Origin of the sequence: Pseudomonas paraglycinae, assembly GCF_021601625.1 — a bacterium.
GTDB lineage: Bacteria > Pseudomonadota > Gammaproteobacteria > Pseudomonadales > Pseudomonadaceae > Aquipseudomonas > Aquipseudomonas paraglycinae.
Map to the genome: position 1 here is coordinate 1 of NZ_BQHR01000006.1, position 25,355 is coordinate 25,355.

22 protein-coding genes are annotated in these 25,355 nt (G+C 62.2%); 17 read left to right on the forward strand and 5 right to left on the reverse strand.

Annotation, left to right across the window (positions count from 1 at the left end):
• Positions 1-181 precede the first annotated feature (181 nt).
• From L6D82_RS10360 to L6D82_RS10395, 8 genes are all read left to right on the forward strand, one after another.
• On the forward strand, positions 182-1,111 hold the full coding sequence (locus L6D82_RS10360; protein ID WP_236188927.1) for an amidohydrolase family protein: 930 nt from the start codon (positions 182-184) through the stop codon (positions 1,109-1,111).
• A 4-nt stretch (positions 1,112-1,115) separates the two neighbouring features.
• Entirely contained in the window at positions 1,116-2,021 is a 906-nt protein-coding gene (locus L6D82_RS10365) for an amidohydrolase family protein (protein WP_007952854.1), read from the forward strand.
• Between the two features lie 146 nt (positions 2,022-2,167).
• Entirely contained in the window at positions 2,168-3,553 is a 1,386-nt protein-coding gene (locus L6D82_RS10370) for a UbiD family decarboxylase (RefSeq protein ID WP_236188928.1), read from the forward strand.
• 11 nt (positions 3,554-3,564) lie between these two features.
• The gene (locus L6D82_RS10375) at positions 3,565-4,188 is read left to right on the forward strand and encodes a UbiX family flavin prenyltransferase (RefSeq protein WP_129974135.1); all 624 of its coding nucleotides are present in this window, start codon (positions 3,565-3,567) and stop codon (positions 4,186-4,188) included.
• The gene (locus L6D82_RS10380; protein ID WP_236188930.1) at positions 4,185-5,228 is read left to right on the forward strand and encodes a CobW family GTP-binding protein; all 1,044 of its coding nucleotides are present in this window, start codon (positions 4,185-4,187) and stop codon (positions 5,226-5,228) included. The genes L6D82_RS10375 and L6D82_RS10380 overlap by 4 nt, the downstream gene beginning before the upstream one ends.
• 91 nt (positions 5,229-5,319) lie before the next feature.
• A complete protein-coding gene (locus L6D82_RS10385; RefSeq protein ID WP_236188933.1) occupies positions 5,320-6,675 on the forward strand; it encodes a nucleobase:cation symporter-2 family protein in 1,356 nt (451 codons plus the stop codon).
• Positions 6,676-6,687: 12 nt separating this feature from the next.
• Positions 6,688-8,076 (forward strand): amidohydrolase family protein, encoded by a 1,389-nt coding sequence (locus L6D82_RS10390; protein WP_236188934.1) that lies wholly within the window; start codon positions 6,688-6,690, stop codon positions 8,074-8,076.
• Between the two features lie 150 nt (positions 8,077-8,226).
• A complete protein-coding gene (locus L6D82_RS10395) occupies positions 8,227-8,424 on the forward strand; it encodes a hypothetical protein (protein WP_236188939.1) in 198 nt (65 codons plus the stop codon).
• Here the strand turns inward: L6D82_RS10395 and L6D82_RS10400 are convergent.
• Positions 8,414-9,700 carry a Zn-dependent hydrolase gene (locus tag L6D82_RS10400; RefSeq protein ID WP_236188940.1) on the reverse strand — a complete coding sequence of 429 codons (1,287 nt, stop codon included), beginning with the start codon at positions 9,698-9,700 and terminating at the stop codon, positions 8,414-8,416. The genes L6D82_RS10395 and L6D82_RS10400 overlap by 11 nt on opposite strands.
• 129 nt (positions 9,701-9,829) lie before the next feature.
• Positions 9,830-11,314: an NCS1 family nucleobase:cation symporter-1 gene (locus tag L6D82_RS10405; protein WP_102718265.1), complete on the reverse strand. Its 1,485-nt coding sequence runs from the start codon at positions 11,312-11,314 to the stop codon at positions 9,830-9,832.
• Between the two features lie 621 nt (positions 11,315-11,935).
• Between L6D82_RS10405 and hydA the strand changes: the two genes are divergently transcribed.
• The 3 genes from hydA to preA all read left to right on the forward strand — a co-directional run bounded on the left by hydA (position 11,936) and on the right by preA (position 16,195).
• Positions 11,936-13,375 carry a dihydropyrimidinase gene (hydA, locus tag L6D82_RS10410; protein WP_085648341.1) on the forward strand — a complete coding sequence of 480 codons (1,440 nt, stop codon included), beginning with the start codon at positions 11,936-11,938 and terminating at the stop codon, positions 13,373-13,375.
• A gap of 177 nt (positions 13,376-13,552) precedes the next feature.
• Positions 13,553-14,920: an NAD(P)-dependent oxidoreductase gene (locus tag L6D82_RS10415; RefSeq protein ID WP_236188941.1), complete on the forward strand. Its 1,368-nt coding sequence runs from the start codon at positions 13,553-13,555 to the stop codon at positions 14,918-14,920.
• Positions 14,921-16,195: an NAD-dependent dihydropyrimidine dehydrogenase subunit PreA gene (gene preA, locus L6D82_RS10420; RefSeq protein ID WP_102687762.1), complete on the forward strand. Its 1,275-nt coding sequence runs from the start codon at positions 14,921-14,923 to the stop codon at positions 16,193-16,195.
• 261 nt (positions 16,196-16,456) lie between these two features.
• On the opposite strand, the gene L6D82_RS10425 is transcribed toward preA, so the two are convergent.
• Entirely contained in the window at positions 16,457-17,077 is a 621-nt protein-coding gene (locus L6D82_RS10425) for a TetR/AcrR family transcriptional regulator (protein WP_007952885.1), read from the reverse strand.
• 146 nt (positions 17,078-17,223) lie between these two features.
• On the opposite strand from L6D82_RS10425, the gene L6D82_RS10430 reads away from it, so the two are divergent.
• Genes L6D82_RS10430 through copD form a run of 3 tightly spaced genes read left to right on the forward strand, consistent with a single transcriptional unit; the run spans position 17,224 to position 18,929 of the window.
• Positions 17,224-17,658 (forward strand): GNAT family N-acetyltransferase, encoded by a 435-nt coding sequence (locus L6D82_RS10430; RefSeq protein ID WP_134023202.1) that lies wholly within the window; start codon positions 17,224-17,226, stop codon positions 17,656-17,658.
• Positions 17,659-17,705: 47 nt separating this feature from the next.
• The gene (gene copC, locus L6D82_RS10435; RefSeq protein ID WP_064380527.1) at positions 17,706-18,068 is read left to right on the forward strand and encodes a copper homeostasis periplasmic binding protein CopC; all 363 of its coding nucleotides are present in this window, start codon (positions 17,706-17,708) and stop codon (positions 18,066-18,068) included.
• 3 nt (positions 18,069-18,071) lie between these two features.
• Positions 18,072-18,929: a copper homeostasis membrane protein CopD gene (gene copD, locus L6D82_RS10440; RefSeq protein ID WP_236188945.1), complete on the forward strand. Its 858-nt coding sequence runs from the start codon at positions 18,072-18,074 to the stop codon at positions 18,927-18,929.
• Between the two features lie 2 nt (positions 18,930-18,931).
• Here the strand turns inward: copD and L6D82_RS10445 are convergent, their stop codons facing one another.
• A complete protein-coding gene (locus L6D82_RS10445) occupies positions 18,932-20,074 on the reverse strand; it encodes an HlyD family secretion protein (protein ID WP_039767224.1) in 1,143 nt (380 codons plus the stop codon).
• Complete coding sequence (locus tag L6D82_RS10450) at positions 20,071-21,726, reverse strand: MFS transporter (protein WP_236188946.1); 1,656 nt, start codon at positions 21,724-21,726, stop codon at positions 20,071-20,073. Before L6D82_RS10450 ends, L6D82_RS10445 begins: the two co-directional genes overlap by 4 nt.
• 210 nt (positions 21,727-21,936) lie before the next feature.
• Between L6D82_RS10450 and L6D82_RS10455 the strand changes: the two genes are divergently transcribed.
• The 3 genes from L6D82_RS10455 (at position 21,937) to L6D82_RS10465 (ending at position 25,329) form a co-directional block, all read left to right on the forward strand.
• The gene (locus L6D82_RS10455; protein WP_102718262.1) at positions 21,937-22,887 is read left to right on the forward strand and encodes a polysaccharide deacetylase family protein; all 951 of its coding nucleotides are present in this window, start codon (positions 21,937-21,939) and stop codon (positions 22,885-22,887) included.
• A 280-nt stretch (positions 22,888-23,167) separates the two neighbouring features.
• The gene (locus L6D82_RS10460) at positions 23,168-24,355 is read left to right on the forward strand and encodes an OprD family porin (protein WP_373870902.1); all 1,188 of its coding nucleotides are present in this window, start codon (positions 23,168-23,170) and stop codon (positions 24,353-24,355) included.
• 149 nt (positions 24,356-24,504) lie between these two features.
• Positions 24,505-25,329: an NAD-dependent epimerase/dehydratase family protein gene (locus tag L6D82_RS10465; protein WP_102687767.1), complete on the forward strand. Its 825-nt coding sequence runs from the start codon at positions 24,505-24,507 to the stop codon at positions 25,327-25,329.
• Positions 25,330-25,355 lie beyond the last annotated feature (26 nt).

Consider the following 25,355-nt stretch of genomic DNA (forward strand, 5'->3'; position numbering starts at 1 on the left):
ATTAATATTGTACGAACCCTCCCCCGCCTTCCAATACTCGCCTCAAGCAACCACCCACCCGGGCCGGATGCGAACAGGCGAGGGAATGCGCGAGTGCTGCGCATAGAAACGGCCGATTGCCCGGGACGTGGATGCTGTGAGCCGCAAGGCTCCCTTCCCCGCTATCAGGAGATCGACTTCAATGATCATCGATATCAGCTGCTATCCCACGGATCTCGTGGACCTCGCCTGGAGGCATGACGGTGACCCGTTCACCGGCGAGCGTCTGCTGGAGATGATGGATGGCCCGTACATGGTCAACGGCAAGCCTCGCCGCATCGACAAAGCCTTCATCCAGCCGCCGCAGGGCAACACCATCTACACCTGGACCGACGGCGAATTGTCGGGCCGCGAATCCATCGACGCCTACATGGCCTACACCCTGAAAATGGTCCAGACCTACCCGGACCGTTTCATCGGCTGCTTCGTCTACAACCCGCGCTGCGGCGTGGAAAACGGCGTCGAGGCGATCGAGCGTTACGTGAAAGAACACGGTTTCAAGATGGTGCAGATGCAGGCCAACATGCACGCCTACCGTCCTGACCGCGCGCTGGACTGGGTCCGTCCGGCCTTCGAGAAATGTGCCGAGCTGGGCATCCCGGTCAAGCTGCACACCGGCGACGGGCCTTACAGCATCCCGTCGGAATGGGTGCCGATGATCAAGGAGTTCCCCAACGTCGATTTCATCATGGCCCACTTCGGTGTGCAGACCGGCGGCGTCTACGTGTTCGAACCGATGCAGTGGGCGATGGAGCTGCCCAACGTCTATTGCGAGTCCGGCTGGTGCCTGCAATCGCGGATCGTCGAGTTCGCCAAAGTCCTGCCGACCCACAAGATCCTGTTCGGCACCGACACCCCGCCGAACGAACCGGGCATGTGGCTGCGCCTGCTCGAAGTGCTCTGCCACGAGCCGCCGCAGGGCCTTAACCTCGACGAGGACACCCTCGAAGACTACCTGGGCAACAACACCGCACGGATGATCGGCCTCGAGCCGTCCCCGCCGCCGCGTTCCGTTTCCGAAGCAGAGGCGCAACTCAAGCGCCCCGTCTCCACCCAACTGGCCAGGAGCTGAACCGATGATCATCGACACCCATCTGCACCCCACCAACCTGGTCGACGAGGCCTGGCGCCACACCGGCGAACCGTTCACCGGCGAGCGCATGCTCAAGCTGATGGACGGCCCGTACATGATCAACGGCAAGCCGCGCCGGATCGACATGGGCTTCATCCAGCCGCCACCGGGCAACACCGGTTATCGCGACGGCAACCGCCGTGGCCGCGAGGGCGTGCGTGACTATATGTCGTATGTCGCCGAACTGTGCGTGAAGTACCCGGACCGCTTCATCGGCAACTTCAACTTCAACCCGCGCTGGGGACCGGAAAACGGTGCGGCAGAGCTGGAATTCCACATCAAGGAATACGGCTTCAAGATGCTCAAGCTGCACGCCAACATGCACGGCTATCGCCCGGATCGCGCACTCGACTGGCTGCGTCCGGCGATGAAGGTCTGCGCCAAGTACAACATCGTGGTGCTGATCCACACCGGTGACGGCCCGTACACCATTCCGACGATGTTCTACCCGATCATCCGCGAGTTCCCGATGGTCAATTTCATCATCGGTCACTTCGGCATCCAGACCGGCGGCAACTACTCGTTCGAGGCGTTCTGGATGGCGATGGACACGCCGAACGTGTACTGCGAATCCGGCTGGTGCTTCCAGTCGCGGATCGTCGAGTTCGCCAAGGAGCTGCCGCGCAACAAGATCGTGTTCGGCACTGACTCGCCGCCGAACGAACCGGGCATGTGGCTGCGCGAGCTGGAAGTGCTGTGCTCGCCGGCGCCGCAGGGCCTGGGGATCGACGAGGATCACCTTGAGGATTACCTGGGCAACAACATCGCCCGGTTGTGCGGGATCGAACCGACCCCGCCGCCCAAGGATTTGGCCGAAGCGGACATTCGTCTGACCACGACCTATCTCTAAACAGGGTCTGACCCGGCTTCAACCCAGCCACACAGCGACTTTACAGGCGCGAAGATGATCCGGCGTTCGCTCGACCGGCAGGCCAACGGCTTGTCGATCGAACGCCAGCCTCACCCCTGCGCGCCTGCTTTTTACGAGGTGAAACCATGACCCGTTCGACGCTCGGCGACTCTCAGGATTTTCACGTATTCATCGACGCCTATCGCCGCCAGTACCCGGACGATGTGCTGACCATCACCCAACCCCTTTCTGCCGATCAGGAGGTCACCGCCCTGGTCGATGCCCTCGCCGCCCAGGGTCGCGATCCGCTGCTGATCTGCGAAAACGTCGGCAACCTCGGCGTGCCGGTGGCGACCAATCTGTTCGCCTCCCGCCGGCGTATCGCACGGCTATTCGGCGTCAGCGCCGCGCAGTTGCACGAAACCTTCCAGACCCACGCCAACCAGCCGATCGCGCCGCGCTACGTCGAAACCGGCCCGATACTCGACGAAGTCTTCGAAGGCGAAACCCTGGACCTGGCGCTACTGCCGATGCTCAAGCATTTCGACAGTGATCGCGGCCCGTACATCACCAACGCGATCATCATCGCCGAGGACCCGCAGACCGGCATCGCCAACATGAGCTACCACCGCTCGATGCGTCACGCCCGTCAGGCCCTGGCTACCAGCCTGCACTCGCGCGGGCATCTGTGGCGGATGTTGCAGACCGCCCGCGAACGCGGTGAAGAACTGCGCGTGGCCATGGTGGTCGGCGCGCATCCGCTGTTCATGCTCGCCGCTGCTGCACGGCTGCCCTATGGCAGCGATGAACGCGCGGTGGCCGGCGGGCTGTTCGGTGCGCCGCTGGAACTGGTGAAGACTCCGCGCTACGGCATCGGCGTGCCGGCTTACGCCGAGTTTGTGCTCGAAGGTGCGATAGACCCGACGGCCTATGCCGAAGAAGGCCCGTTCGGCGAATTCAGCGGTTATTCCTCGGACCGTTCGACCAACAACGTGCTGCGCGTCGACACCCTATTGCGGCGCAAGGACGCGTGGCTGGTGGACGTGATGGGCGGGCGCTACGCCGAACACCTGACCCTGGCGCGACTGCCCCGTGAAGCGGAGATGAGCGAGAAGCTCAAGGCACGCTTCCCCGCCGTCACCGCCGTGCATTACCCGAACTCCGGCACGCATTTTCATTGCTACGTGGCGCTGGATCAAAGCCGCGACGGCGAGGCGCGGCAGATCATGCTGGCCCTGCTCGGCTGGGATCCGTACCTGAAAACCGTGATCGCGGTGGACAGCGATATCGACCTCACCGACGACAGCCAGGTGCTGTGGGCGCTGGCCACGCATTTCCAGCCGCACCTCGACATCTTCACGATTGACGGTTTGCCCGGCAGCCCCCTGGATCCGTCGTCCTCGGTCAATGGCACCACCTCGCGCATGGGTCTGGATGCCACGCGTGGCTCGGGGTTCGACGGGATCAAGGCCCAGCTCGATCAGGACGTGCTCGAACGTGCCCGGCAACTGCTTGAAAGTCTGCCATCGTGAACCGCCAGCGGATGGTGGTCGGCATCAGCGGCGCGTCCGGGTTCATCTACGGCGTGCGCCTGCTGGAGTTGCTGGCCGAGCTGAACATCGAAAGCCACTTGATCATCAGCCGCGCCGCGCTGCTGACCATGGCCCACGAAACCGATTACAAACTGGCCGACGTCACAGCCCTCGCCAGCCACTACCACCGCGCCGATGACGTCGCCGCCGGGATCGCCAGCGGTTCGTTCCGCTGCCTGGGCATGGTGGTTGCGCCATGTTCGATGAGGACGCTGGCGGAGATCGCCACCGGCACGTCATCGGGGCTGATCGGCCGCGCCGCCGACGTCACCCTCAAGGAGCGCCGCACCCTGGTGCTGATGGCCCGCGAGACGCCACTGACCCTCGCCCACCTGCGCAACATGACCGCCGTCACCGAGATGGGCGGCATCATCGCCCCGCCGGTACCGGCCTTCTACGCCCGCCCAGACAGCCTGGCGCAAATGGTCGATCACAGCCTCGGCCGCGTCCTCGACCTGTTCGGCCTCGATGCCGGCACCGCGCTGCGCTGGGGTGAAACCCCGGCCCCCAGCCAAATCCAGCCTCACTCCCCTTCATCGTGCACCGGTCTATCAATACCAAGGAGCCTCACATGAACACCCCCTTCAACGCCCCGACCCCGAACACCAAAATCCCGGTCACCATCCTCACCGGGTTCCTCGGTGCCGGCAAAACCACCCTGCTCAATTACATCCTCAAGGAGAACCACGGCCGCAAGATCGCGGTGATCGAAAACGAGTTCGGCGAAGTCGGCATCGACGGCGACCTGGTGCTCAGCTCCGAAACCGAAGAAATCTACGAAATGGTCAACGGCTGCGTCTGCTGCACCGCCGAAGTCCGCGAGGATCTGGTGCGGATCGTCCGCGAACTGGTGGCGCGTCCGGTGCGGCTCGACCACATCCTGATCGAAACCAGCGGTCTGGCCGACCCGTACCCGGTGGCCCAGAGCTTTTTCATCAACGACCCGATCGCCGAGGAAGTCGAACTCGACGCCATCGTGACCATGGTCGATGCCAAGCACATCGCCCAGCACCTGGAAGATTTGCAACTGGACGGCGTCGACAATCAGGCCGTGGATCAGATCGTCTGCGCCGACCGCATCGTCATCAACAAGGTTGATCTGGTCAGTTCCGAAGAGGTGGAAACCCTGCGCGGCAAGATCCGCGGATTGAACGCCACGGCGGATCTGGTGACCTCGACCCACGCACAGATCGACCTGTCGAAGATCCTCGGCATCGGCGCCTTCGAATGCACGCAGAAGCTGATGGAAATCGGCGCGGATCAGCACGATCACCACGAGCATGACCATCACGCTGAAGAGCCCGATCACGTGCACGACCCGAGCGTGTCCTCAGTGGGCATCGCCGTGGACGGCGCCGTCAACCTGATGGCGTTCCACCGCTGGATCAGCGAATTGCGCAGTGCTCAAGCCGACAACCTGTACCGCATGAAAGGCGTGCTGGCGGTGGCCAACGAAGACCAGCGCTACGTGCTGCAAGGCGTGCACAGCCTGGTGGAGTTCCGCGCTTCGACCGCGTGGGGCAGCGAGCCGCGCTCGAGCAAGATCGTGTTCATCGGCCGCGACCTGGATCGGGCGGCGCTGAACCAGGGCTTCGCCGCCTGCCTGGCCGGCTGAAACCCGGCATCGGAGCCGGTGGATGGCGGTTCCGGGCACACAGAACGAATACCCCTCTGTACCGAATAACAACAGCTAGAGGTGATTCCCCATGTCGTCAGCCAGTTCCTCCTCCACCGTCCACCCTGTCGACCGCATCTTGCCGGTGCGACAGATGCTCACCCTCGGCCTGCAGCACATGGCCGTCTCGTACATCGGCGCCATCGCCGTGCCGTTGATTGTTGCCAGTGCCTTGAAGATGTCCCACGCCGACACGGTGGTGCTGATCAGCACCACGCTGTTCTGCTCCGGCATCGCCACCCTGTTGCAGACCGTCGGTTTCTGGAAGTTCGGCGTACGCCTGCCGATTCTGCAAGGCGTGGCGTTCAGCAGCGTCGGGCCGGTGATCGCCATCGGCAGCAACCCGGAGGTGGGGTTCGCCGGGGTCTGCGGGGCGGTGATCGGTGCGGGGATTTTCACCATGTTGATCGCGCCGTTCGTGGGCCGCTTGCGACGGTTTTTCCCGCCGGTGGTAACTGGCTGCATCGTCACGGTGATCGGTCTGCAGCTGTTCCCGATTGCCTATGAATGGGTCGGCGGCGGGCGCAACGCGAGCAACTTCGGCGCGCCGGCGTTTCTCGCCGTGGCCGTGGTGGTGTTGCTGACCATCCTGCTGGTCAACCGTTATGGCAGCCCGTTGCTGCGCAACATGGCGGTGCTGGTGGGGATGCTGGTGGGCGCCGGTCTGGCTTACGGTCTGGGCATGGGCAACTTTCACAGCGTCGAGGACGCGCCGTGGCTGACCGTGCCCTATCCGTTCTACTTCGGCTTGCCGACCTTCAGTCTGATCCCCATCGCCACCATGGTGGTGGTGATGATCGTGCAGATGGTCGAATCCATGGGGCTGTTCGTGGCCATCGGCGACATCGTCGACAAACCGGTGGAAGACAAACAGGTGATCAACGGCCTGCGCGCCAATGGCCTGGCCAGCACCATCGCCGGGATGTTCGCCGCGTTTCCGTTCATTGCCTTCATGGAGAACGTCGGTCTGGTGATCCTGACCGGCGTGCGCAGCCGCTGGGTGGTGGCGATCAGCGGTCTGTTGATGTGCTCGATTGCGCTGGTGCCGAAAGCCGGGGCGATCATCGCCTCGATGCCGACCGCCGCGCTGGGCGGTGCCGGCATCGCGATGTTCGGCGTGGTCGCGGCAGCGGGCATCCAGACCCTGGCCAAGGTCGATTACGAACGCAATCGCTACAACGTGCTGATCGTCGGTTTCACCATCGCCGCCGCCCTGGTGCCGGTGCTCGCCCCGACCCTGTTTAAACAACTGCCCGAGTGGTCACAGCCGTTCCTGCACAGCAGCGTGGTCATCGCCTGCCTGGTGTCGGTGCTGCTCAACGCGGCGCTCAACGGCGTCAGCGTGCCAGAAACCACAGCCGGCAAATCCGCCTCGCATATCCTCTGACTGGAGCTGCCCATGACTCAACTTCAAAACATCCTGATCAAGCACCCGGTGGCGGTGATGACCGGTCTGCGCGGCCCCCGTGCCCGGGCCGGCGCCGTGGACATCCGCGTGGTCAACGGCCGTATCGCGGAAATGGCCGCCAACCTTGAGCCGCAACCCGGTGAACGAGTGATCGACGCGCGAAATTCGGTGGTCTACCCGGGCTGGATCAACACCCACCATCACCTGTTCCAGAACCTGCTCAAAGCCGTGCCCGAAGGCTTGAATCAGGACCTGCAAGGCTGGCTGGCCAGCGTGCCCTATCCGCGCCTGAACCGCTTCACCCCGCAACTGGCGCGGATCGCCGCACGGCTGGGGATGGTCGAACTACTGCTGTCCGGCGTCACCACCTGCGCCGATCACCATTACCTCTACCACGCCCACGGCAGCACCGAGACCGGCGACTTGCTGTTCGACCTCGCCGAGGAATTCGGCCTGCGTTTCGTGCTCTGCCGTGGCGGTGCGCTGGAGTCGGCGAGCGCACACCCAGGCTTCTCGAAAACCGCGCTGCAACCGGAATCACTGGAGCAAATGGTCGGCGATATCGAACGGCTGAAATCGCGCTACCACCAGGACACCCCGGATGCTCTGCGCCGGGTGGTGGTGGCGCCAACCACGCCGACCTTCTCGCTGCCGCCAACGCTGTTGCGCGAACTGGCGCACACCGCCCGAGGCATGGGATTGCGCCTGCACACGCACCTGTCTGAAACCGAGAACTACGTGAACTTCTGCCGCGACAAGTACAACTGCCTGCCGGTGGAATTCGTCGCCGAACACGAATGGCTCGGCCCGGACGTCTGGTTCGCCCACGCCGTGCACCTGCAACCGGGGGAAATCCGCATGCTCGCCCAGACCGGCACCGGCGTCTCCCACTGCCCGGTGAGCAACGCCCGGCTCGGCAGCGGCGTCGCGCCAATCCCGCAGATGTATGAAGCCGGCGTGCCGATCTCCCTCGGCGTCGACGGCGTGGCCTCCAACGAATCCGGAAGCATGGTCGGCGAAGCCAACACCGCGTGGCTGATCCACCGCGCCGAACAAGGCGCCTCGGCCACCACCGCCGAAGACGTCATCCACTGGGGCACGGCCGGCGGCGCGCAAGTGCTCGGCCTCGGCGCGGTCGGTACGCTGGAAGTCGGCCAGGCAGCGGATCTGGTGATCTACAGTCTCGACCACCCACGCTTCTACGGTTTCCACGACAGCGCCGTCGCACCGGTCGTCGCGGGTGAGCCGATTGCCGTGAAATACAGCCTGGTGGGTGGGCGGATCGTCGTCGACAACGGCGTGATTCCGGGGCTGGATATCGAGCGGATGCGGGCCGAGGCCTGGGAGGGTGTGCAGGCGATGATGAGGGTCGACGATTGATGCATGACCGGTGGGAGCGACGGTGCGACGATTCGCCTCGTCGGCTCCCGCCGGCGGCATTAGCGCCATGCGCTTTTGTCGACTAACGTTAGTACCTCATCGGATTGAGCCCCTGCCGGTTACACCGGGCTCTTGATCAAGGAGAGACTGATGACATCCAGCCGCCTCATCGAACAGACCTATCGCACCTGGTCCAGCCCCATCCTGCTGGAGCTGAAAAAGCGCGAGCACGAGATGGCGCCGGCCGAACGCCAGGCGCTCGAGAATGTGCTGGTGGAAAGACGATTGCTGGACGTTGGCAATCCGAACGGCAGTAACCGTCGCAAGGGGTCGGCGATCAAGGAATAGCGCGTTGTCCCCCCGCCACCGCTGCCGAAGCCGCCAGCATCGCCCGCAGCAACACCCCACACCCGGCCGCCAGATCGTCCGGCGCGGCGTTTTCGATTTCGTTGTGGCTGATGCCGCCTTCGCACGGCACGAAGATCATCCCGGCCGGGCCGAGTTCGGCGAGGAAAATCGCGTCGTGGCCGGCGCCGCTGACGATGTCCATGTGTGACAGGCCCAGACCTTTGGCGGCGCCGCGCACGGCTTCGACGCAGCCTTTTTCGAAGTACAGCGGCGGGAAGTCGGCGGTCGGGGTCAGTTCATAGGTCAGGCCGTGTTCTTCGCAGGTGGCTTCGATGACTTGCTTGACCTCGGCGATCATCGAGTCGAGGCGTGCCGGTTCCAGGTGGCGGAAATCGAGGGTCATGCGCACTTCGCCGGGAATGACGTTGCGCGAGCCGGGATAGGCTTGCAGGCAACCGACGGTGCCGCAGGCGTGGGGTTGGTGCCCGAGCGCCGCGCGATTGACCGCGCCGACGATCACCGAGGCGCCGACCAGTGCGTCCTTGCGCAGGTGCATCGGGGTCGGGCCGGCGTGGGCTTCGACGCCGCGCAGTTTCAGGTCGAACCACTTCTGCCCCAGTGCGCCGAGCACGACGCCGATGGTTTTCTGCTCGTCCTCAAGAATCGGGCCTTGCTCGATGTGTGCTTCGAAATAGGCGCCGACCTTGTGCCCGCTGACCTTGCGCGGCCCGGCGTAGCCGATGGCGTTGAGTGCTTCACCGACCGTGACGCCGTCGGCATCGATCTTGGCCAGGGTTTCTTCGAGGGTGAATTTTTCCGCGAACACGCCGGAGCCCATCATGCACGGGGCGAAGCGCGAGCCTTCTTCGTTGGTCCAGACCACCACTTCCAGCGGTGCCTCGGTTTCCACGCCGAGGTCGTTGAGGGTGCGCAGCACTTCGACGCCGGCCAGCACGCCGAAGCAGCCGTCAAACTTGCCGCCGGTGGGCTGGGTGTCGATATGGCTGCCGGTCATCACCGGCGGCAGGTTCGGGTTGCCGCCGGGACGACGGGCGAAGATGTTGCCGACTTCATCGACCGTGACGCTGCAACCGGCGTCCTTGCACCACTGCACGAACAGGTCGCGGGCCTGGCGATCAAGGTCGGTCAGCGCGAGGCGACAGACCCCGCCCTTGACCGTGGCGCCGAGTTTGGCGAGCTCCATGAGCGACGCCCACAAGCGGTCGCGGTTGATGTGCTGATGGGTCGATTGCAGAACGTCTACGGCTGCGTTCATGGGGATCTCCTCAGGCAGTTAGTTCCCACGCTCTGCGTGGGAATTCATCCATGGACGCTCTGCGTCCGCTGTGGGGACGCGGAGCGTCCCGGGCTGTGTTCCCGCGCAGAGCGTGGGAACGATCATCTGCTATACCGGTGTTTTCACGGCAGAAGGCTGCGCACGCATCGCGCACAACCCGTAATAGATCAACCCGCCCAGCGCCGAGCCGGTGAACCAGCCGTAGCTGTAGAACCAGCTGAATGCGCTGCTGCCCAGCGACAGCAAGGTCAGCACCACCGGCACGCCGAACGCGATGAACCCGGCCCAGTTCCACGCCGGGTACACGTCGTCGCGGTACAGGCCGGCCAGGTCCAGTTGCTGTTTCTTGATCAGGAAATAGTCCACCACCATGATCCCGGCGATCGGCCCGAGCAGGCTGGAATAGCCCAGCAGCCAGTTCGAATACACGGTTTCCAGGCTGACATCGGAGACGATCAGCCCAAGCTTTTTCAGCAGCTCATGGCCCATCAGCGCCAGCCCGACGAACCCGGTGAGAATCACCGCTTTGGTGCGGTTGATCACCTTGGGCGCGATGTTCTGGAAGTCGTTGGTTGGCGAAACGATGTTGGCGGCGGTGTTGGTCGACAGCGTGGCGATGATGATCAGCGCCATGGCCACCGCGACCCATACCGGGCTCTGGATGTGGCCGATCAAAGTCACCGGATCGGAGACGCTGACGCCCACCAGTTTCACCGAGGCGGCGGTCATCACCACGCCCAGTGCGGCGAACAGGAACATGGTCAGCGGCAGGCCGAAAATCTGCCCGAGGATCTGATCCTTCTGGCTGCGGGCATAACGGCTGAAGTCGGGAATGTTCAACGACAGGGTGGCCCAGAAACCGACCATCGCCGTCAGCCCGGCGGCGAAGTAACTGACCACACTCGCGCCCTCGGGACGCTTCGGCGGAATCGCCAGCAGTTCAGTCATCGAAACATTCGGCATGGCCCACACCAGCAACCCGATGCCGACCGCCACCAGCAGCGGTGCCGACAGGGTTTCCAGCCATTTGATCGACTCGGCGCCACGGATCACCACCCACAGGTTCAGCGCCCAGAAGACCATGAAACCGATCACCTCCCCCGTCCCGCCAAGGGATTTCCAGCCCTCGAACACCGAGCCGAGAAACAGGTGAATTGCCAGCCCGCCAAACATGGTCTGGATGCCGAACCAGCCGCACGCCACCAGCGCGCGGATCAGGCACGGCACGTTGGAGCCGAGAATCCCGAACGACGAGCGCAGCAGCACGGGAAACGGAATCCCGTACTTGGTGCCGGGAAACGCGTTGAGCGTGAGGGGAATCAAGACGATGACGTTGGCAAACAGAATCGCCAGCAAGGCCTCGCCGACGCTAAGGCCGAAATACGCGGTGAGGACGCCGCCGAGGGTGTAGGTCGGCACGCAGATCGACATGCCGACCCACAGCGCGGTGATGTGCCATTTGTTCCAGGTTCGTTCGCGCACCTTGGTCGGTGCCATGTCGTGGTTGTAACGGGGACTGTCGAGGACGTCGCTGCCGGCTTCGAGTTCGAACAAGCCGTCGCGCTCGGTCACTTGCGATCTGTTCTGTTGCATGGCCGCTCCACTGTTCTTCTGATTATTTTTTTGCTCATCAGGCGGCTGCACACGCAGGTGCGAGCCGGACGATGGCCGGAGGAACTGACAACTTTCATGCACCGGCCATGGTGTCAGCGGCGGCATCAATAAACGTGCCGGGTGCCCCGCTTTCGCATCGGGCCGTGCTTCTATTTTTTTGTAACCGACTGATGTTTATCAGTTTTAATTATTCACCTTGTGAGGCCGCGAAAACTTGACTGAACACTCAGGCTAAATGCCAGGCAAGTTGTCCGAACTGTCAGGACTCAATCTGGTGCACTGCATTATTTTTCTTCAGAACGCGTCACCCGCAGCTCAACTTCAAGCGGCTGATTTCACATAGGAAATCTTGCTCATATTTCCAACCTGTCAAGTGCGTCAAAATGGTGAAGCGCCTCACCATTTTGGTGATTTTGTATTTTTATCGTTATTTATCAACAATTTAAAGCAGTCATAAGCTTATAAAAAATAATCTTGATCAATTGCAGAACTGCGACTAGCGTCTATTCCTGACAGCGCTGACAAGATTACGCATTTGGCGCTGCAAACAATAAAACACTAGAACCGGCACAAGTCGGTCATGCCTGCGAGGAACTCGGAATGTCTCTGTTGATCCGTGGCGCCACCGTTGTTACCCATGATGAAAGTTACCGCGCCGATGTCTATTGCGCTGACGGCGTGATCAAAGCCATTGGTGAAAACCTGGATGTTCCCGCCGGCGCCGAAGTACTCGACGGCAGCGGCCAATACCTGATGCCCGGCGGCATCGATCCGCACACCCACATGCAACTCCCGTTCATGGGCACCGTGGCCAGCGAAGATTTCTACAGCGGCACCGCCGCAGGCCTGGCCGGCGGCACCACCTCGATCATCGATTTCGTGATTCCCAATCCGCAGCAGTCGCTGCTCGAAGCGTTTCACCAGTGGCGCGGCTGGGCGGAAAAGTCCGCCTCCGACTACGGCTTCCACGTCGCGATCACTTGGTGGAGCGAGCAGGTGCGGGAGGAAATGGCCGAGCTGGTCAGCCATCACGGGATCAACAGCTTCAAGCATTTCATGGCCTACAAGAACGCGATCATGGCCGCCGACGACACGCTGGTGGCGAGCTTCGAGCGCTGCCTGGAACTGGGCGCGGTGCCGACCGTGCATGCGGAAAACGGCGAGCTGGTCTATCACCTGCAACGCAAGTTGATGGCCCAGGGCATCACCGGGCCGGAAGCGCATCCGCTGTCGCGCCCCTCACAGGTCGAAGGTGAAGCCGCGAGCCGGGCGATCCGTATAGCGGAAACCATCGGCACGCCGCTGTACCTGGTGCACGTCTCGACCAAGGAGGCCCTCGACGAAATCACCTATGCCCGCAGCAAGGGCCAACCGGTCTACGGCGAAGTGCTGGCCGGGCATCTGCTGCTGGACGACAGCGTCTACCAGCACCCGGACTGGCAGACCGCCGCCGGTTACGTGATGAGCCCGCCGTTCCGTCCGCGCGGGCATCAGGATGCGCTGTGGCATGGCCTGCAGAGCGGCAATCTGCACACCACCGCCACCGACCACTGCTGCTTCTGCGCCGAGCAGAAAGCCGCCGGCCGTGACGACTTCAGCAAGATCCCCAACGGCACCGCCGGCATCGAAGACCGCATGGCGGTGTTGTGGGATGAAGGGGTGAACTCGGGGCGGTTGTCGATGCAGGACTTCGTCGCCCTCACCTCCACCAACACTGCGAAGATCTTCAACCTCTACCCGCGCAAAGGCGCGATCCGCGTCGGCGCCGATGCCGACCTGGTGCTGTGGGATCCGCAAGGCACCCGCACCATCTCCGCCAAGACCCACCATCAGCAGGTGGACTTCAACATCTTCGAAGGCAAGACCGTGACCGGTGTGCCGAGCCATACCGTCAGCCAGGGCCGGGTGGTCTGGGCCGACGGCGACCTGCGCGCCGAGCGTGGGGCGGGCCGGTATATCGAACGGCCGGCGTATCCGGCGGTGTTTGATTTGCTGAGCAAACGGGCTGAGTTGCACAGGCCTGTGGCCGTCAAGCGCTGATCAGATCGTTCCCACGCTCTGCGTGGGAATGCAGCCCGTGACGCTCCGCGTCACTGGACGCGGAGCGTCCCTTGAGGCATTCCCACGCGGACGGTTCGACGCCTCGACGTGGGAACGATCAAAAAACCACTGCCCGACAGAGGCAGAAAACCTCAAATAACCGTGAGGCAAAAAACCGTGATCGAGACCCTGAACCATCTCCCGCACCCGCACGAAAGTGCGGCCGCCCTCGCCGGCCATTTCACCGATCTGGCGCCACCGCTCAACGACCGTCAGGCGCATCTGGAAGCCTCACGCTGCCTGTACTGCTACGACGCGCCGTGCGTGAATGCGTGCCCGAGTGAGATCGACATTCCGTCGTTCATCCGCAATATCCATCAGGACAACGTGCCAGGCGCCGCGCAGAAAATCCTTTCGGCAAACATCCTCGGCGGCAGTTGCGCGCGGGTCTGTCCGACCGAGATCCTCTGCCAGCAAGCCTGCGTGCGCAACAACGCCCACGAATGCGCGCCGGTGCTGATCGGCCTGCTGCAACGCTATGCCGTGGACAACGCGCACTTTACCGAGCACCCGTTCCAGCGCGCCGCCACCACCGGTAAACGCATCGCCGTGGTCGGTGCCGGTCCGGCGGGTTTGTCCTGCGCGCATCGCAGCGCCATGCACGGTCACGACGTGGTGATTTTCGAGGCACGGGAAAAGGCTGGCGGGCTCAACGAATACGGAATCGCCAAGTACAAACTGGTCGACAACTACGCGCAGAAGGAACTGGATTTCCTCCTGCAGATCGGCGGCATCGAAATCCGTCACGGCCAGAAACTCGGCGACAACCTGACTTTGAGCGAACTGCATCAACAGTTCGACGCAGTGTTCCTCGGCCTCGGTCTCAATGCGAGCAAGCAACTCGGCCTGGCCCACGAAGACGCCCCCGGCCTGCTCGCCGCCACTGACTACATCCGCGAACTGCGCCAGGCCGATGACCTGTCGCAACTGCCGCTGGCCGAACATTGCATCGTCCTCGGTGCCGGCAATACCGCCATCGACATGGCCGTGCAAATGGCCCGCCTCGGCGCCCGCGACGTCAATCTGGTCTATCGCCGTGGCGCGGCAGACATGGGCGCCACCGGCCATGAGCAGGACATCGCCAAGGCCAATCAGGTGCGACTGCTGACCTGGGCACAACCGGACGAAGTGCTGCTCGACGCGCAAGGCAAAGTGCGCGGCATGCGCTTCGCCCGCACCCATCTGGTGGAAGGTCGCCTGCAAACCACTGGCGAGACGTTCGAACTGGCCGCCGATGCGATCTTCAAAGCCATCGGTCAGGCCTTCGACGGCAGCGCCCTCGCCGACCCGCTGGCCCGCGAACTCAAGCGTCAGGGCGAACGCATCCAGGTCGATGAAAACCTGCGCACCAGTATCCCCGGCGTGTACGCAGGCGGCGACTGCACCAGCCTCGATCAGGATCTGACCGTGCAAGCGGTGCAACACGGCAAGCGCGCCGCCGAGGCGATCAACGCTCAACTGATGCTCAATGTGGAGGCTGCGTAAATGGCCGATCTCTCGATTGTCTTCGCCGGTATCAAAGCCCCCAATCCGTTCTGGCTGGCCTCGGCGCCGCCGACCGACAAGGCCTACAACGTGGTGCGCGCCTTCGAGGCCGGCTGGGGCGGCGTGGTCTGGAAAACCCTGGGTGAAGACCCGGCGGCGGTCAACGTGTCGTCGCGTTATTCGGCGCACTACGGCGCCAACCGCGAAGTGCTGGGCATCAACAACATCGAACTGATCACCGACCGTTCGCTGGAAATCAACCTGCGGGAAATCACCCAGGTGAAGAAGGACTGGCCGGATCGAGCGCTGATCGTGTCGCTGATGGTGCCGTGCGTCGAAGAGTCGTGGAAACACATCCTGCCACTGGTGGAAGCCACCGGCGCTGACGGCATCGAGCTGAACTTCGGCTGCCCCCACGGCATGCCCGAGCGCGGCATGGGCGCGGCGGTCGGTCAGGTGCCGGAGTACGTCGAGCAGGTTACGCGCTGGTGCAAGACCTATTGCTCGCTGCCGGTGATCGTCAAACTCACACCGAACATCACCGACATCCGCGTCGCCGCCCGCGCCGCGCATCGGGGCGGCGCCGATGCAGTGTCGCTGATCAACACCATCAACTCGATCACCAGCGTCGACCTCGAACACATGGTCGCCCTGCCCACCGTCGGCAGCAAAAGTACCCACGGCGGTTATTGCGGCTCGGCAGTGAAGCCGATCGCGCTGAACATGGTCGCGGAAATCGCCCGTGATCCGCAGACCCAGGGCCTGCCGATCTGCGGCATTGGCGGCATTGGCAGCTGGCGTGACGCGGCGGAGTTCATCGCACTGGGCAGCGGCGCGGTGCAGGTGTGCACGGCGGCGATGCTGCATGGTTTCCGGATTGTCGATGAGATGAAGGATGGTTTGTCGCGCTGGATGGACAGTCAAGGCTACGCCAGCATTGCCGAGTTTTCCGGGCGCGCGGTGGGCAATACCACGGACTGGAAGTACCTGGACATCAACTATCAGGTGATCGCGAAGATCGACCAGGAGGCATGCATTGGTTGCGGGCGTTGCCACATTGCCTGCGAGGACACTTCACACCAGGCCATCAGCAGCCTGAAACAGGCCGATGGCACGCATCAATATGAAGTGATCGATGATGAGTGTGTGGGGTGCAATCTGTGCCAGATCACCTGCCCGGTAGCGGATTGCATCGAGATGGTGCCGATGGAGACAGGGAAGCCGTTCCTGGACTGGAATCATGATCCGAGGAATCCGTATCACGTTGCTGTCTAGATTGCCTGCTGATCCAGAAGTCCCCTCACCCTAACCCTCTCCCCGAGGGAGAGGGGACTGATTGGGGGATATTGATGAATTACACCGACGTGAAAGTCTTGCGTTGAATCCATAACCGAAGCAGCTAGAGCTGCGCTTTGAATCCATAATCGACCCGGTCTTGCAGGTCGATGTAGCTCGCAAGACACCTCGATCGGCCCCCTCTCCCTCCGGGCGGTCCGACGTTTCGGGAGGGCTGGGGTGAGGGCCAGCTTTTGACTTTCAGGGCTCCAACCCGATCCCCCGCAAAATCACGCTAGTCACCGTCTGCACCGCCCGCTCGAACTGCATGTCCGACAGCGGCTGATGCTCATTCAAAATATTCACCTGATGATCAAAGTCCGCATAGTGCTGCGTCGACGCCCAGATCATGTACAGCAGGCTCGACGGCTCCACCGGCAGAATCCGCTTGTCCTCCACCCACTGGCGGATCTTCGCCTCCTTCATCTTCGCCCAGTCATACAGGCTCACATCCAGCGCCTCGCCGAGGGTCGGGGCGCCGTGGATGATTTCGTTGGCCCAGACTTTCGACCCGTAAGGCCGGCTGCGCGAGTGGTTCATCTTGGCGCGGATGTAGCTGCTGAGCACCACGCGCGGATCGTCGAACATCTCGAAGCACAGCGCGTCCTGCTTCCACACTTCCAGCAGGTCGAACAGCACTGCGCTGTACAGTTCGCTCTTGGTCGAAAAGTAGTAATGCAGGTTGGATCGCGGCAGCTGCACTTCAGCCGCGATGTCCGCCATGGCGGTGCCGCCGAAACCTTTTTCGGCGAAGACTTTTTCCGCCGCCAGCAGGATCTTGTCGACGTTGGTGCGGCGGATTTCGATCTTGTGATTGCCCATGAGGGCTCCCTGAAGACAACGTTGTTGAAGACTAGCATCCGCTCTGGGCAAGGGGCGACAGCCGAGAACGATTCTTCACACACTTGGGCTTTTTTCTGGTTTAGGATCGCCCTCCTTCTCCCCGTCAGACACTGAAGGATCTGTCCATGACCATTCGAAAGCGCATCGCTGCGGATGATCCGCAGCTCGCCGCACTGTGGGAGCGCTCGGTCCGCGCCACTCACGACTTCCTCCCGGAAGATGACATCCATCGGCTGTTCCCGCTGGTGCGTGACACCTACCTGCCCGCGCTGGATGTGAAGGTTTTCGAGAACCCCGACCACTCCCCGGCAGGCTTCATCGCCACCGATGACGACACCGTACAAATGCTGTTCATTGACCCGGCTCAGCGTGGCCAGGGTATCGGCCGCCGCTTGCTCGACCACGTCCGGCGCCCGTTGCTGAAGGTCGACGTCAACGAACAGAACCCGCAAGCCCACGGCTTCTATCGGCACTACGGATTCGAAGACATCGGCCGCTCGGCACTCGACGGCGAAGGCCGGCCCTTTCCGGTCATTCACATGCGCCTGAAAGCCCTGTGATCCACGTCCTATACTCAGCCCGCCATTTCACTGAAAGGAATCGTTCCATGTCGATGAAAAAACTGTTCACCGCTGGCGCGCTGCTGGCCTCGCTGATCGTCACTTCCCAGGCCTTCGCCCACGCCCATCTGAAAAGCCAGACCCCGGCCGCCGACAGCACCGTCGCCGCACCGGCGGATCTGCGTCTGGTGTTTTCCGAAGGCGTCGAAGCCAGCTTCACCAAAGTTACCGTGACCCACGACGGCAAGCCGGTGGCGGTCAAACCGCTGACCACCGAAGGTGACAAGAAAACCCTGATCGTCACCCCCGAAGCACCACTGACCGCTGGCGAATACAAGGTCGAATGGCATGCGGTGTCGGTCGACACGCACAAAAGCGAAGGCGCCTATCAGTTCAAGGTTGGCCAGTAATTCATGAGTGAAGCGCTGGTGCTGTGCCGGTTCCTGCATTTCATCGTGGTGTTGATGCTGTTCGGGGCCTGGCTGTTCCGGCCGCTGCTGCTCAAGGGTGAAGCGCCGGCACTGGATCGGCAGTTGGCGCGACTGGCTCGCTGGCTGGTGGCGATTGCCCTGCTCAGCGGCGTCATCTGGGCGTTGTTGATTACCGCAAGCATGGCCGGTTCGGCGGCTGCCGCTTTTGATCCGGCCACCGTCGAGCTGGTTCTCGGTCATACGTTTTTCGGTCAGGTCTGGCGCTGGCATCTGTTGATCAATGCGCTGTTGCTGGCGTTGCTGTTTACGCCGTGGCGTTCGAACCGGCCATTGCGGCTGGGCCTGAGCGCGCTGCTGCTGATGACGCTGGCACCGGTCGGACACGGGGCGATGCTCGATGGCTTCAGCGGGCAAATGCTGATCCTCAATCAAGTCATTCACCTGACGTGTGTCGGCGCCTGGCTCGGCGGGCTGCTGATGCTGGTGATGATCCTGCGCCAACCTGACAAAGACATGCGCGAAATCTTGCAGCGTTTCAGCGGACTCGGTTACGCACTGGTCGCCGGCCTGCTGATCACCGGGCTGATCAACGTGCGCGTGCTCACCGGCCAATGGTGGCCGACGCCTTTGTTCTCGGGGTTCGCCCTGATCCTGCTGATCAAGGCGCTGCTGGTGTTCGGCATGCTTGCACTGGCGCTGTTCAATCGCCTGCGGATCAACGATTGCGAACAGCGGATCGACATCCTCAAGCGCAGCGTCATGCTCGAATGGCTGCTGGGGATCGGCGCCGTGGCGGCGGTGTCCGTGCTCGGCACCCTGCCGCCAATGATCGCCGCCTGAGGTCAGTGTTTCTGGGTGTCCCCCGCCGCCGTATCAATGCTGACTACCACCGACATCCCCGGCCGCAAACGCTCGCTCTCCTGCTGATCCGGATCGATGGTGATGCGCACCGGCACCCGCTGGGCGATTTTCACGAAGTTGCCGGTGGCATTGTCAGCCTGCAACAACGCGAATTCGGAACCGGTGCCCGGCGAGATGTGCTGCACGTGGCCGGTGAATTTGCGGTGGTTCAAGGCATCGACGGTGAAGCTCGCCGGTTGCCCGACGCGCACATTGTCCATCTGGGTTTCCTTGAGGTTGGCGATCACCCATTTCTGGTTCGGCACCAGCGCCATCAACTGCGCCCCGGAGTTGACGTAGGCGCCGAGGCGCACGCCAATCTGCCCCAACTGACCGTCACGTGGAGCAATGATCCGAGTGTTGGACAAGTCGATCCGCGCCAGCTGCACCGCCGCCTCGGCGCTGGCCACCGCCGCTTCCAGAGAGCCGCGATTGACGATCACCGTTTGCAGATCCTGCCGGGCGATTTCCAGATTGGCCTTGGCCTGCGCCACCGCCGCAATGCTTTGGGCGTTGGCGGCCAGCGCCACGTCCATCTCGCGCTTGGACACGGAGCCGTCATTGACCAGCGCTTTGTTGCGTCGCAGATCCGCCTCGCTTTTGCGTAGCTGCGCTTCGCTGTCGGCCACCACCGCCTGACGTAACTTGATCGTCGCCTCGGCGCTGTTGCGCTGCTGCACCACGTTGGCCAGTGAAGCTTTCTGCACCGCCAGTTGTGCCAGCGACTGGTCGAGACGTTGCTGATAGATACGATCATCAAGACGCACCAGCAAATCCCCTTCCTTCACAAACTGGAAATCCTGCACCGGCACTTCAAACACATAACCGCTGAGCTGCGGACCGATGATCGTCACCTGCCCGCGCACCAAGGCGTTTTCGGTGGTCTCAACTGCGCTGCTGAACGGCGGTAGCTGCCAGGCGTAAAGCACGATCAGCACACCGACGATGGCAATCGCGGCAAACCCCAGCGACGAGATGATCCGCACCCGCAACGAGCGCGGCTCGGTGTTCGGTGATGACGGCGGCGCCACACCTTCAGGGGTGGCGGCGATGGCATTGGTGGTCGTGGTAGTCGGTTCGGTCATGAAGAAGTGGCACCGCTGGAAGGTACGGAAGGTGTCGGGGCGACGGCTTTGGTGGTGCTGATCAGCCACAGCGCACGGATGGAAATCCAGATCATGGTCAGGATCGCGATCACCGCGATCAGCATGAACACATCGTTATAGGCCAGTACGTTGGCTTCGCGGGTAGCGGCGTTGGCCAGGCTGCGAATGCCCTGCAGATTGCGCAGACTCGGGTCGGCAATCACGGAGCCGACCGCCGACCCGCCGCTCTGCACCCGGGCGGCTACACGCGGATCGGAAAGCACCAGTTGCTCGACGATGTGGCTGGAATGAAACTTCTCGCGCACGATCTGAAACGTCCCCAGCAACGCCGCACCAATCAGGCCGCCGAGGTTGTTGCAGATCCCGAACAACACCGAAAAACTCACGAGGTTGCGCGGGTTGGTCAGCACGTTGCGCGTGCCCAGCACCATGGTCGGGCCGAGGAAAAAGGTACTGCCGAACGCCAGCAGGAACTGGCTGAAATACAGGTTGCCGGGGCGGGTCAGGTTGTTCGATGAGCTGTCCATGATCGAGCCGGTGGCCATCAACGCCAGCGAAATGATCAGCGGCATCAGCAGGTGTTTCGGGTCGATGGTCAGCGCACTGGTCAGCAGCCCGGCGACGCTGCCGATCAGCATCACCACATACAGGCTATGAAGTTGCTGGCTGCTCATGTTCAGGTTCTGCATGAAGCCCACGGCGCCAGTGGATTGCTCCGAGGTCACCATGCGAATCAGGATCACCGCCAGCGCCAGGCGGATCATCACCCCGCTGCCGAGCCAGCGGGTCATCAGCATCGGGTTGCTGCGGTTATGTTCGATGGCCAGCCCCGCGAGAATCAGCGCAATCGAAGCGGCCAGTGCGATACCGATCCAGTCGGCCTCCAGCCACCAGTCGATCCGCCCCAAGGACAACACCGCGCACAACAGCGCAACGCCGGTCGCAAGGATCGCGAACGTCAGGAAGTCGAGGGGTTCGAAGGTCTTGAACCGGTCACCCGGCGGAAGTTTGAGCATCAGGACGCAGCCCAGCGACAGCAACGCCATGCCCAACTCAAACAGGTACAGGCCGCTCCATTCAGCGATCTGCAGCAGGTCTTCGGAAAACAGTCGCGCTAGTGGCAAGGCCAGCTGCGAAGTGCCGAGGCCCAGCACCAGCGCCTTCATCCGCCATTTGGCCGGGAACGCCTGCACCATGTAATACAGGCCCAGCGAGCTCAACGCCGCGCCGACCATGCCGTGGGCCGCACGCACGGCAATCGCCGAATTCAGGTCATTGACGAACAGATGGCCGAAGGTCACCAGCGCATACAGCACCAGAAACACCTCGGTGAACGCCCGCAGACCAAACTGCTGGCGAAACTTCACCAGCAGCAGGTTCATCGATACGTTGGTCATCACGTACGCCGCCGGTAGCCAGGCCATCTCCGCCGTGGTCGCCCCGAGCGCGCCTTGCAGGTAAGGCAGGTTGGCGACCACCAGCGCATTACCCAGCCCACCGGTCACCGCCACAAGCACGCCCACCAGCGCATAAGCCAGGCGCTTGGGGTTGGAGTGCAGCGGCGTCGAGGGGGAACCGGGCAGACTGGGCTTCTCGTGCGGCTGCCAGTTGCGCGGGGCGTATTGGTTCATTGATTGGCCTTATACGGTGATGGCTTGAGTTTGCCGCAAAACTGCAGCCAAACACATATCCCTGTGGGAGCGAGCCTGCTCGCTCCCACCAGGAATTCGTGCATCGCAATTCGTAAATTTTGTTTAAAAGTCATCTCGCCCGCAGCGGATTTTTCCAGGGCCTGGCGAATGCCAACCTTGCGGCACTTCTCAACCTGCAAGGTGCCCGTTATGACCATTCCCCGCTGGCAACGCTCCCCGCGTCTGCTGAAAAACCTGTTGGCCGCCACGCTGTTGCTGCCCGCCCTCGCCTTTGCCCAGGAACGCCCGTGGCCGGATGGCTCGCAACTGGTGATTTCGGTGTCGATGCAATTCGAAACCGGCGGCCAGCCCGAAGGCGCAGAAAGCCCATTCTCGGGTACACCGCTGCCAAAAGGTTATCCGGACCTGCCGGCGCAGACCTGGTTTGATTACGGCTACAAGGAAGGCCTGTGGCGCATGCTCGATCTGTGGGATCGCACCGGCATCAAAGTGACCTCCCATGTGGTCGGCGAAGCGGCGCTCAAGCACCCGGAACTGGCCAAGGCGATTGCCGAGCGCGGTCATGAACTGGCGGCCCACGGCATGCGCTGGGCCGATTCGTACAACATGAACTACGCCCAGGAAAAACAGTTCATCGGCGACGGCGTCGCGGCGGTGGAAAAAATCACCGGCCAGCGCTCGGTCGGCTACAACGCCAACTGGCTAAGGCGCAGCCCCAATACGCTGAAGGTGCTGCAGGATCTGAACTTCACCTATCACATCGACGATGTCAGCCGCGATGAGCCGTTCGTGACCATGGTCCGTGGGCGCAAATTCGCCGTGGTGCCGTACACCCTGCGCAACAACGACATCGTGCTGATTGAGGGCCGGCATTTCTCCGCCGAGCAGTTCTACCAGCAACTGGTGCTGGAATTCGATCGCCTCTACGCCGAAGGCGCGAGCAAGCGGCGGATGATGTCGGTGAGCCTGCACGACCGTATTGGCGGCACGCCCGCGATGGTCGAGGCCATGGAGCGTTTTATCCGGTACGCCCAGTCGCATCCGAAGGTGAGTTTCATGCGCAAGGATCAGATCGCACAAATCGTGCTGACCGAAAAAAATCCACTGATCGATAACACGGAGGCGCTCTACAACCAATAAAAGCGGCCCGAAGCAGCCTTCCTCACAGCATTTGGAGGGCTGCTCGCTCACGGGAAGTCATCGTACGACGCCCTGTTGACTTTTCCGGAAAACCTCGCAAATATCCGCAACCATGTTGTACGACGACGTATAACAAATAATAAAAACAACAAATGAAACAGGGAGCGTCACAGTGAGCACATTCGTCTGCAATTCCGTCCGCACGTCCCGTTTTTCTATCCCCCGCCCGCATTCCACCTTGAGCCTGATCGGCTGCAGCAGTCTCGCCCTCGCCTTGCCGATGGGCGCCGACGCCGAAGGCTTCATCGAAGACAGCAAAGCCACCCTGAACCTGCGCAACGCCTACTTCAATCGCAACTTCGTCAACCCGAACTATCCGCAGGGCAAGGCTGAAGAGTGGACACAGAACTTCATCCTCGACGCCAAATCCGGTTTCACTCAGGGCACGGTCGGGTTTGGCCTGGACGTGCTGGGCATGTATTCGCAGAAGCTCGATGGCGGCAAAGGCACCGGCGGTACGCAACTGCTACCGATCCACGATGACGGGCGCCCGGCGGACAATTTCGGGCGCCTGGGTGTAGCGCTCAAGGCCAAGGTGTCGAAGACCGAATTGAAGGTCGGCGAATGGATGCCGGTGTTGCCCATCCTGCGCTCGGATGATGGTCGCTCCCTGCCCCAGACGTTTCGGGGCGGCCAGATCACTTCTACCGAAATCAATGGCCTGACCCTTTACGGTGGCCAGTTCCATGGCAACAGCCCGCGTAACGACGCGAGCATGGAAGACATGTCGATGAACGGCCGCGGCGCATTCACGTCCGACCGCTTCAACTTCGGTGGCGGCGAATACACCTTCAACGACAAACGCACGCTTGTCGGTCTGTGGTACGCCGAACTCAGCGACATCTACCAGCAGCAGTATTTCAACCTCAGCCACAGCCAGCCACTGGGCGACTGGACACTGGGCGCCAACCTCGGATTCTTCACCGGCAAGGAAGACGGCAGCGCCCAGGCCGGCGACCTCGACAACAAAACCGCATTCGCCATGCTCTCGGCCCGGTACGGCGGCAACACGTTCTACATCGGCTTGCAAAAGCTCAGCGGCGACGATGCCTGGATGCGCGTCAACGGAACCAGCGGCGGCACCCTGGCCAACGACAGCTACAACGCCAGTTACGACAACGCGCAGGAGCGTTCCTGGCAGATCCGCCACGACTACAACTTCGTCGTCCTCGGCGTCCCCGGCTTGACGCTGATGAACCGCTACATCAGCGGCGACAACGTGCACACCGGCACCATCACCGATGGCAAGGAATGGGGTCGTGAATCGGAACTGGCCTACACCGTGCAGAGCGGTCCGCTGAAAAACCTCAACGTCAAATGGCGCAACGCGACGATTCGCCGGGACTTCAGCACCAATGAATTCGACGAGAACCGGATCTTCATCAGTTACCCGATTTCGTTGTTGTAAACCCCGGCATGGGGTGAACGGAGGGTGAATCGGCCTTCCGTCACTTACACCGAAAGTCGCGTTGACAAGTTCCGGAAACCCTACCGATACTTCAGCGCAGTCATACGACAACCTACAACAAACCTAATAACAACGTGTAAGGGATTGCCATGACGTCCACCCCCACCGCCCCAACTCCGTTCAATCGCCTGCTGCTGACCGGCGCCGCCGGTGGCCTGGGCAAAGTCTTGCGCGAACGTCTGCGCCCGTATGCCAACGTGCTGCGCCTGTCGGACATCGCTGCCCTCGCCCCGGCCATCGATGACCGCGAAGAAATCGTGCTCTGCGACCTCGCCGACAAAGCTGCCGTGCATCAGCTGGTCGAAGGCGTGGATGCGATCCTGCACTTCGGCGGTGTCTCGGTGGAGCGCCCCTTCGAAGAAATCCTCGGCGCCAACATCTGCGGCGTATTCCATATCTATGAAGCGGCACGCCGACACGGTGTGAAGCGGGTGATCTTCGCCAGCTCCAACCATGTCATCGGCTTCTACAAACAGAACGAACACCTCGACGCCAGCTCTGCTCGTCGCCCCGACGGCTACTACGGTCTGTCCAAGTCCTACGGCGAAGACATGGCCAGTTTCTACTTCGATCGCTATGGCATCGAAACCGTCAGCATCCGCATCGGCTCGTCGTTTCCCGAACCACAGAACCGCCGAATGATGCACACCTGGCTGAGCTTCGACGACCTCACTCAACTGCTCGAACGTTCGCTGTACACCCCCAACGTCGGCCACACCGTGGTTTATGGCATGTCCGCCAACAAAGACGTGTGGTGGGACAACCGCTTCGCCAGCCACCTCGGTTTCGAGGCCAAAGACACGTCCGAAGTGTTTCGCGACAAGGTCGAGGCGCAGCCGATGCCCGCCAGCGATGACCCGGCGCGGATCTATCAGGGCGGCGCCTTCGTTGCGGCCGGCCCGTTCGGCGATTGATCGCTGCGCTTGTCCGTCTCCAAAAG

Excerpts from the sequence above, each read along its gene's own strand:
- L6D82_RS10365 (WP_007952854.1), top strand. The coding sequence starts at position 1,116 with ATGATCATCGACACCCATCTGCACCCCACCAACCTGGTCGACGAGGCC.
- L6D82_RS10375 (WP_129974135.1), top strand. The coding sequence starts at position 3,565 with ATGGTGGTCGGCATCAGCGGCGCGTCCGGGTTCATCTACGGCGTGCGC.
- L6D82_RS10425 (WP_007952885.1), bottom strand. The coding sequence starts at position 17,077 with ATGGGCAATCACAAGATCGAAATCCGCCGCACCAACGTCGACAAGATC.
- L6D82_RS10460 (WP_373870902.1), top strand. The coding sequence starts at position 23,168 with ATGGGCGCCGACGCCGAAGGCTTCATCGAAGACAGCAAAGCCACCCTG.
- L6D82_RS10360 (WP_236188927.1), top strand. The coding sequence starts at position 182 with ATGATCATCGATATCAGCTGCTATCCCACGGATCTCGTGGACCTCGCC.
- L6D82_RS10450 (WP_236188946.1), bottom strand. The coding sequence starts at position 21,726 with ATGAACCAATACGCCCCGCGCAACTGGCAGCCGCACGAGAAGCCCAGT.
- copD (WP_236188945.1), top strand. The coding sequence starts at position 18,072 with ATGAGTGAAGCGCTGGTGCTGTGCCGGTTCCTGCATTTCATCGTGGTG.
- L6D82_RS10445 (WP_039767224.1), bottom strand. The coding sequence starts at position 20,074 with ATGACCGAACCGACTACCACGACCACCAATGCCATCGCCGCCACCCCT.
- hydA (WP_085648341.1), top strand. The coding sequence starts at position 11,936 with ATGTCTCTGTTGATCCGTGGCGCCACCGTTGTTACCCATGATGAAAGT.
- copC (WP_064380527.1), top strand. The coding sequence starts at position 17,706 with ATGTCGATGAAAAAACTGTTCACCGCTGGCGCGCTGCTGGCCTCGCTG.
- L6D82_RS10385 (WP_236188933.1), top strand. The coding sequence starts at position 5,320 with ATGTCGTCAGCCAGTTCCTCCTCCACCGTCCACCCTGTCGACCGCATC.
- L6D82_RS10405 (WP_102718265.1), bottom strand. The coding sequence starts at position 11,314 with ATGCAACAGAACAGATCGCAAGTGACCGAGCGCGACGGCTTGTTCGAA.
- L6D82_RS10370 (WP_236188928.1), top strand. The coding sequence starts at position 2,168 with ATGACCCGTTCGACGCTCGGCGACTCTCAGGATTTTCACGTATTCATC.
- L6D82_RS10390 (WP_236188934.1), top strand. The coding sequence starts at position 6,688 with ATGACTCAACTTCAAAACATCCTGATCAAGCACCCGGTGGCGGTGATG.
- L6D82_RS10465 (WP_102687767.1), top strand. The coding sequence starts at position 24,505 with ATGACGTCCACCCCCACCGCCCCAACTCCGTTCAATCGCCTGCTGCTG.
- L6D82_RS10400 (WP_236188940.1), bottom strand. The coding sequence starts at position 9,700 with ATGAACGCAGCCGTAGACGTTCTGCAATCGACCCATCAGCACATCAAC.
- L6D82_RS10455 (WP_102718262.1), top strand. The coding sequence starts at position 21,937 with ATGACCATTCCCCGCTGGCAACGCTCCCCGCGTCTGCTGAAAAACCTG.
- L6D82_RS10380 (WP_236188930.1), top strand. The coding sequence starts at position 4,185 with ATGAACACCCCCTTCAACGCCCCGACCCCGAACACCAAAATCCCGGTC.
- preA (WP_102687762.1), top strand. The coding sequence starts at position 14,921 with ATGGCCGATCTCTCGATTGTCTTCGCCGGTATCAAAGCCCCCAATCCG.
- L6D82_RS10430 (WP_134023202.1), top strand. The coding sequence starts at position 17,224 with ATGACCATTCGAAAGCGCATCGCTGCGGATGATCCGCAGCTCGCCGCA.
- L6D82_RS10395 (WP_236188939.1), top strand. The coding sequence starts at position 8,227 with ATGACATCCAGCCGCCTCATCGAACAGACCTATCGCACCTGGTCCAGC.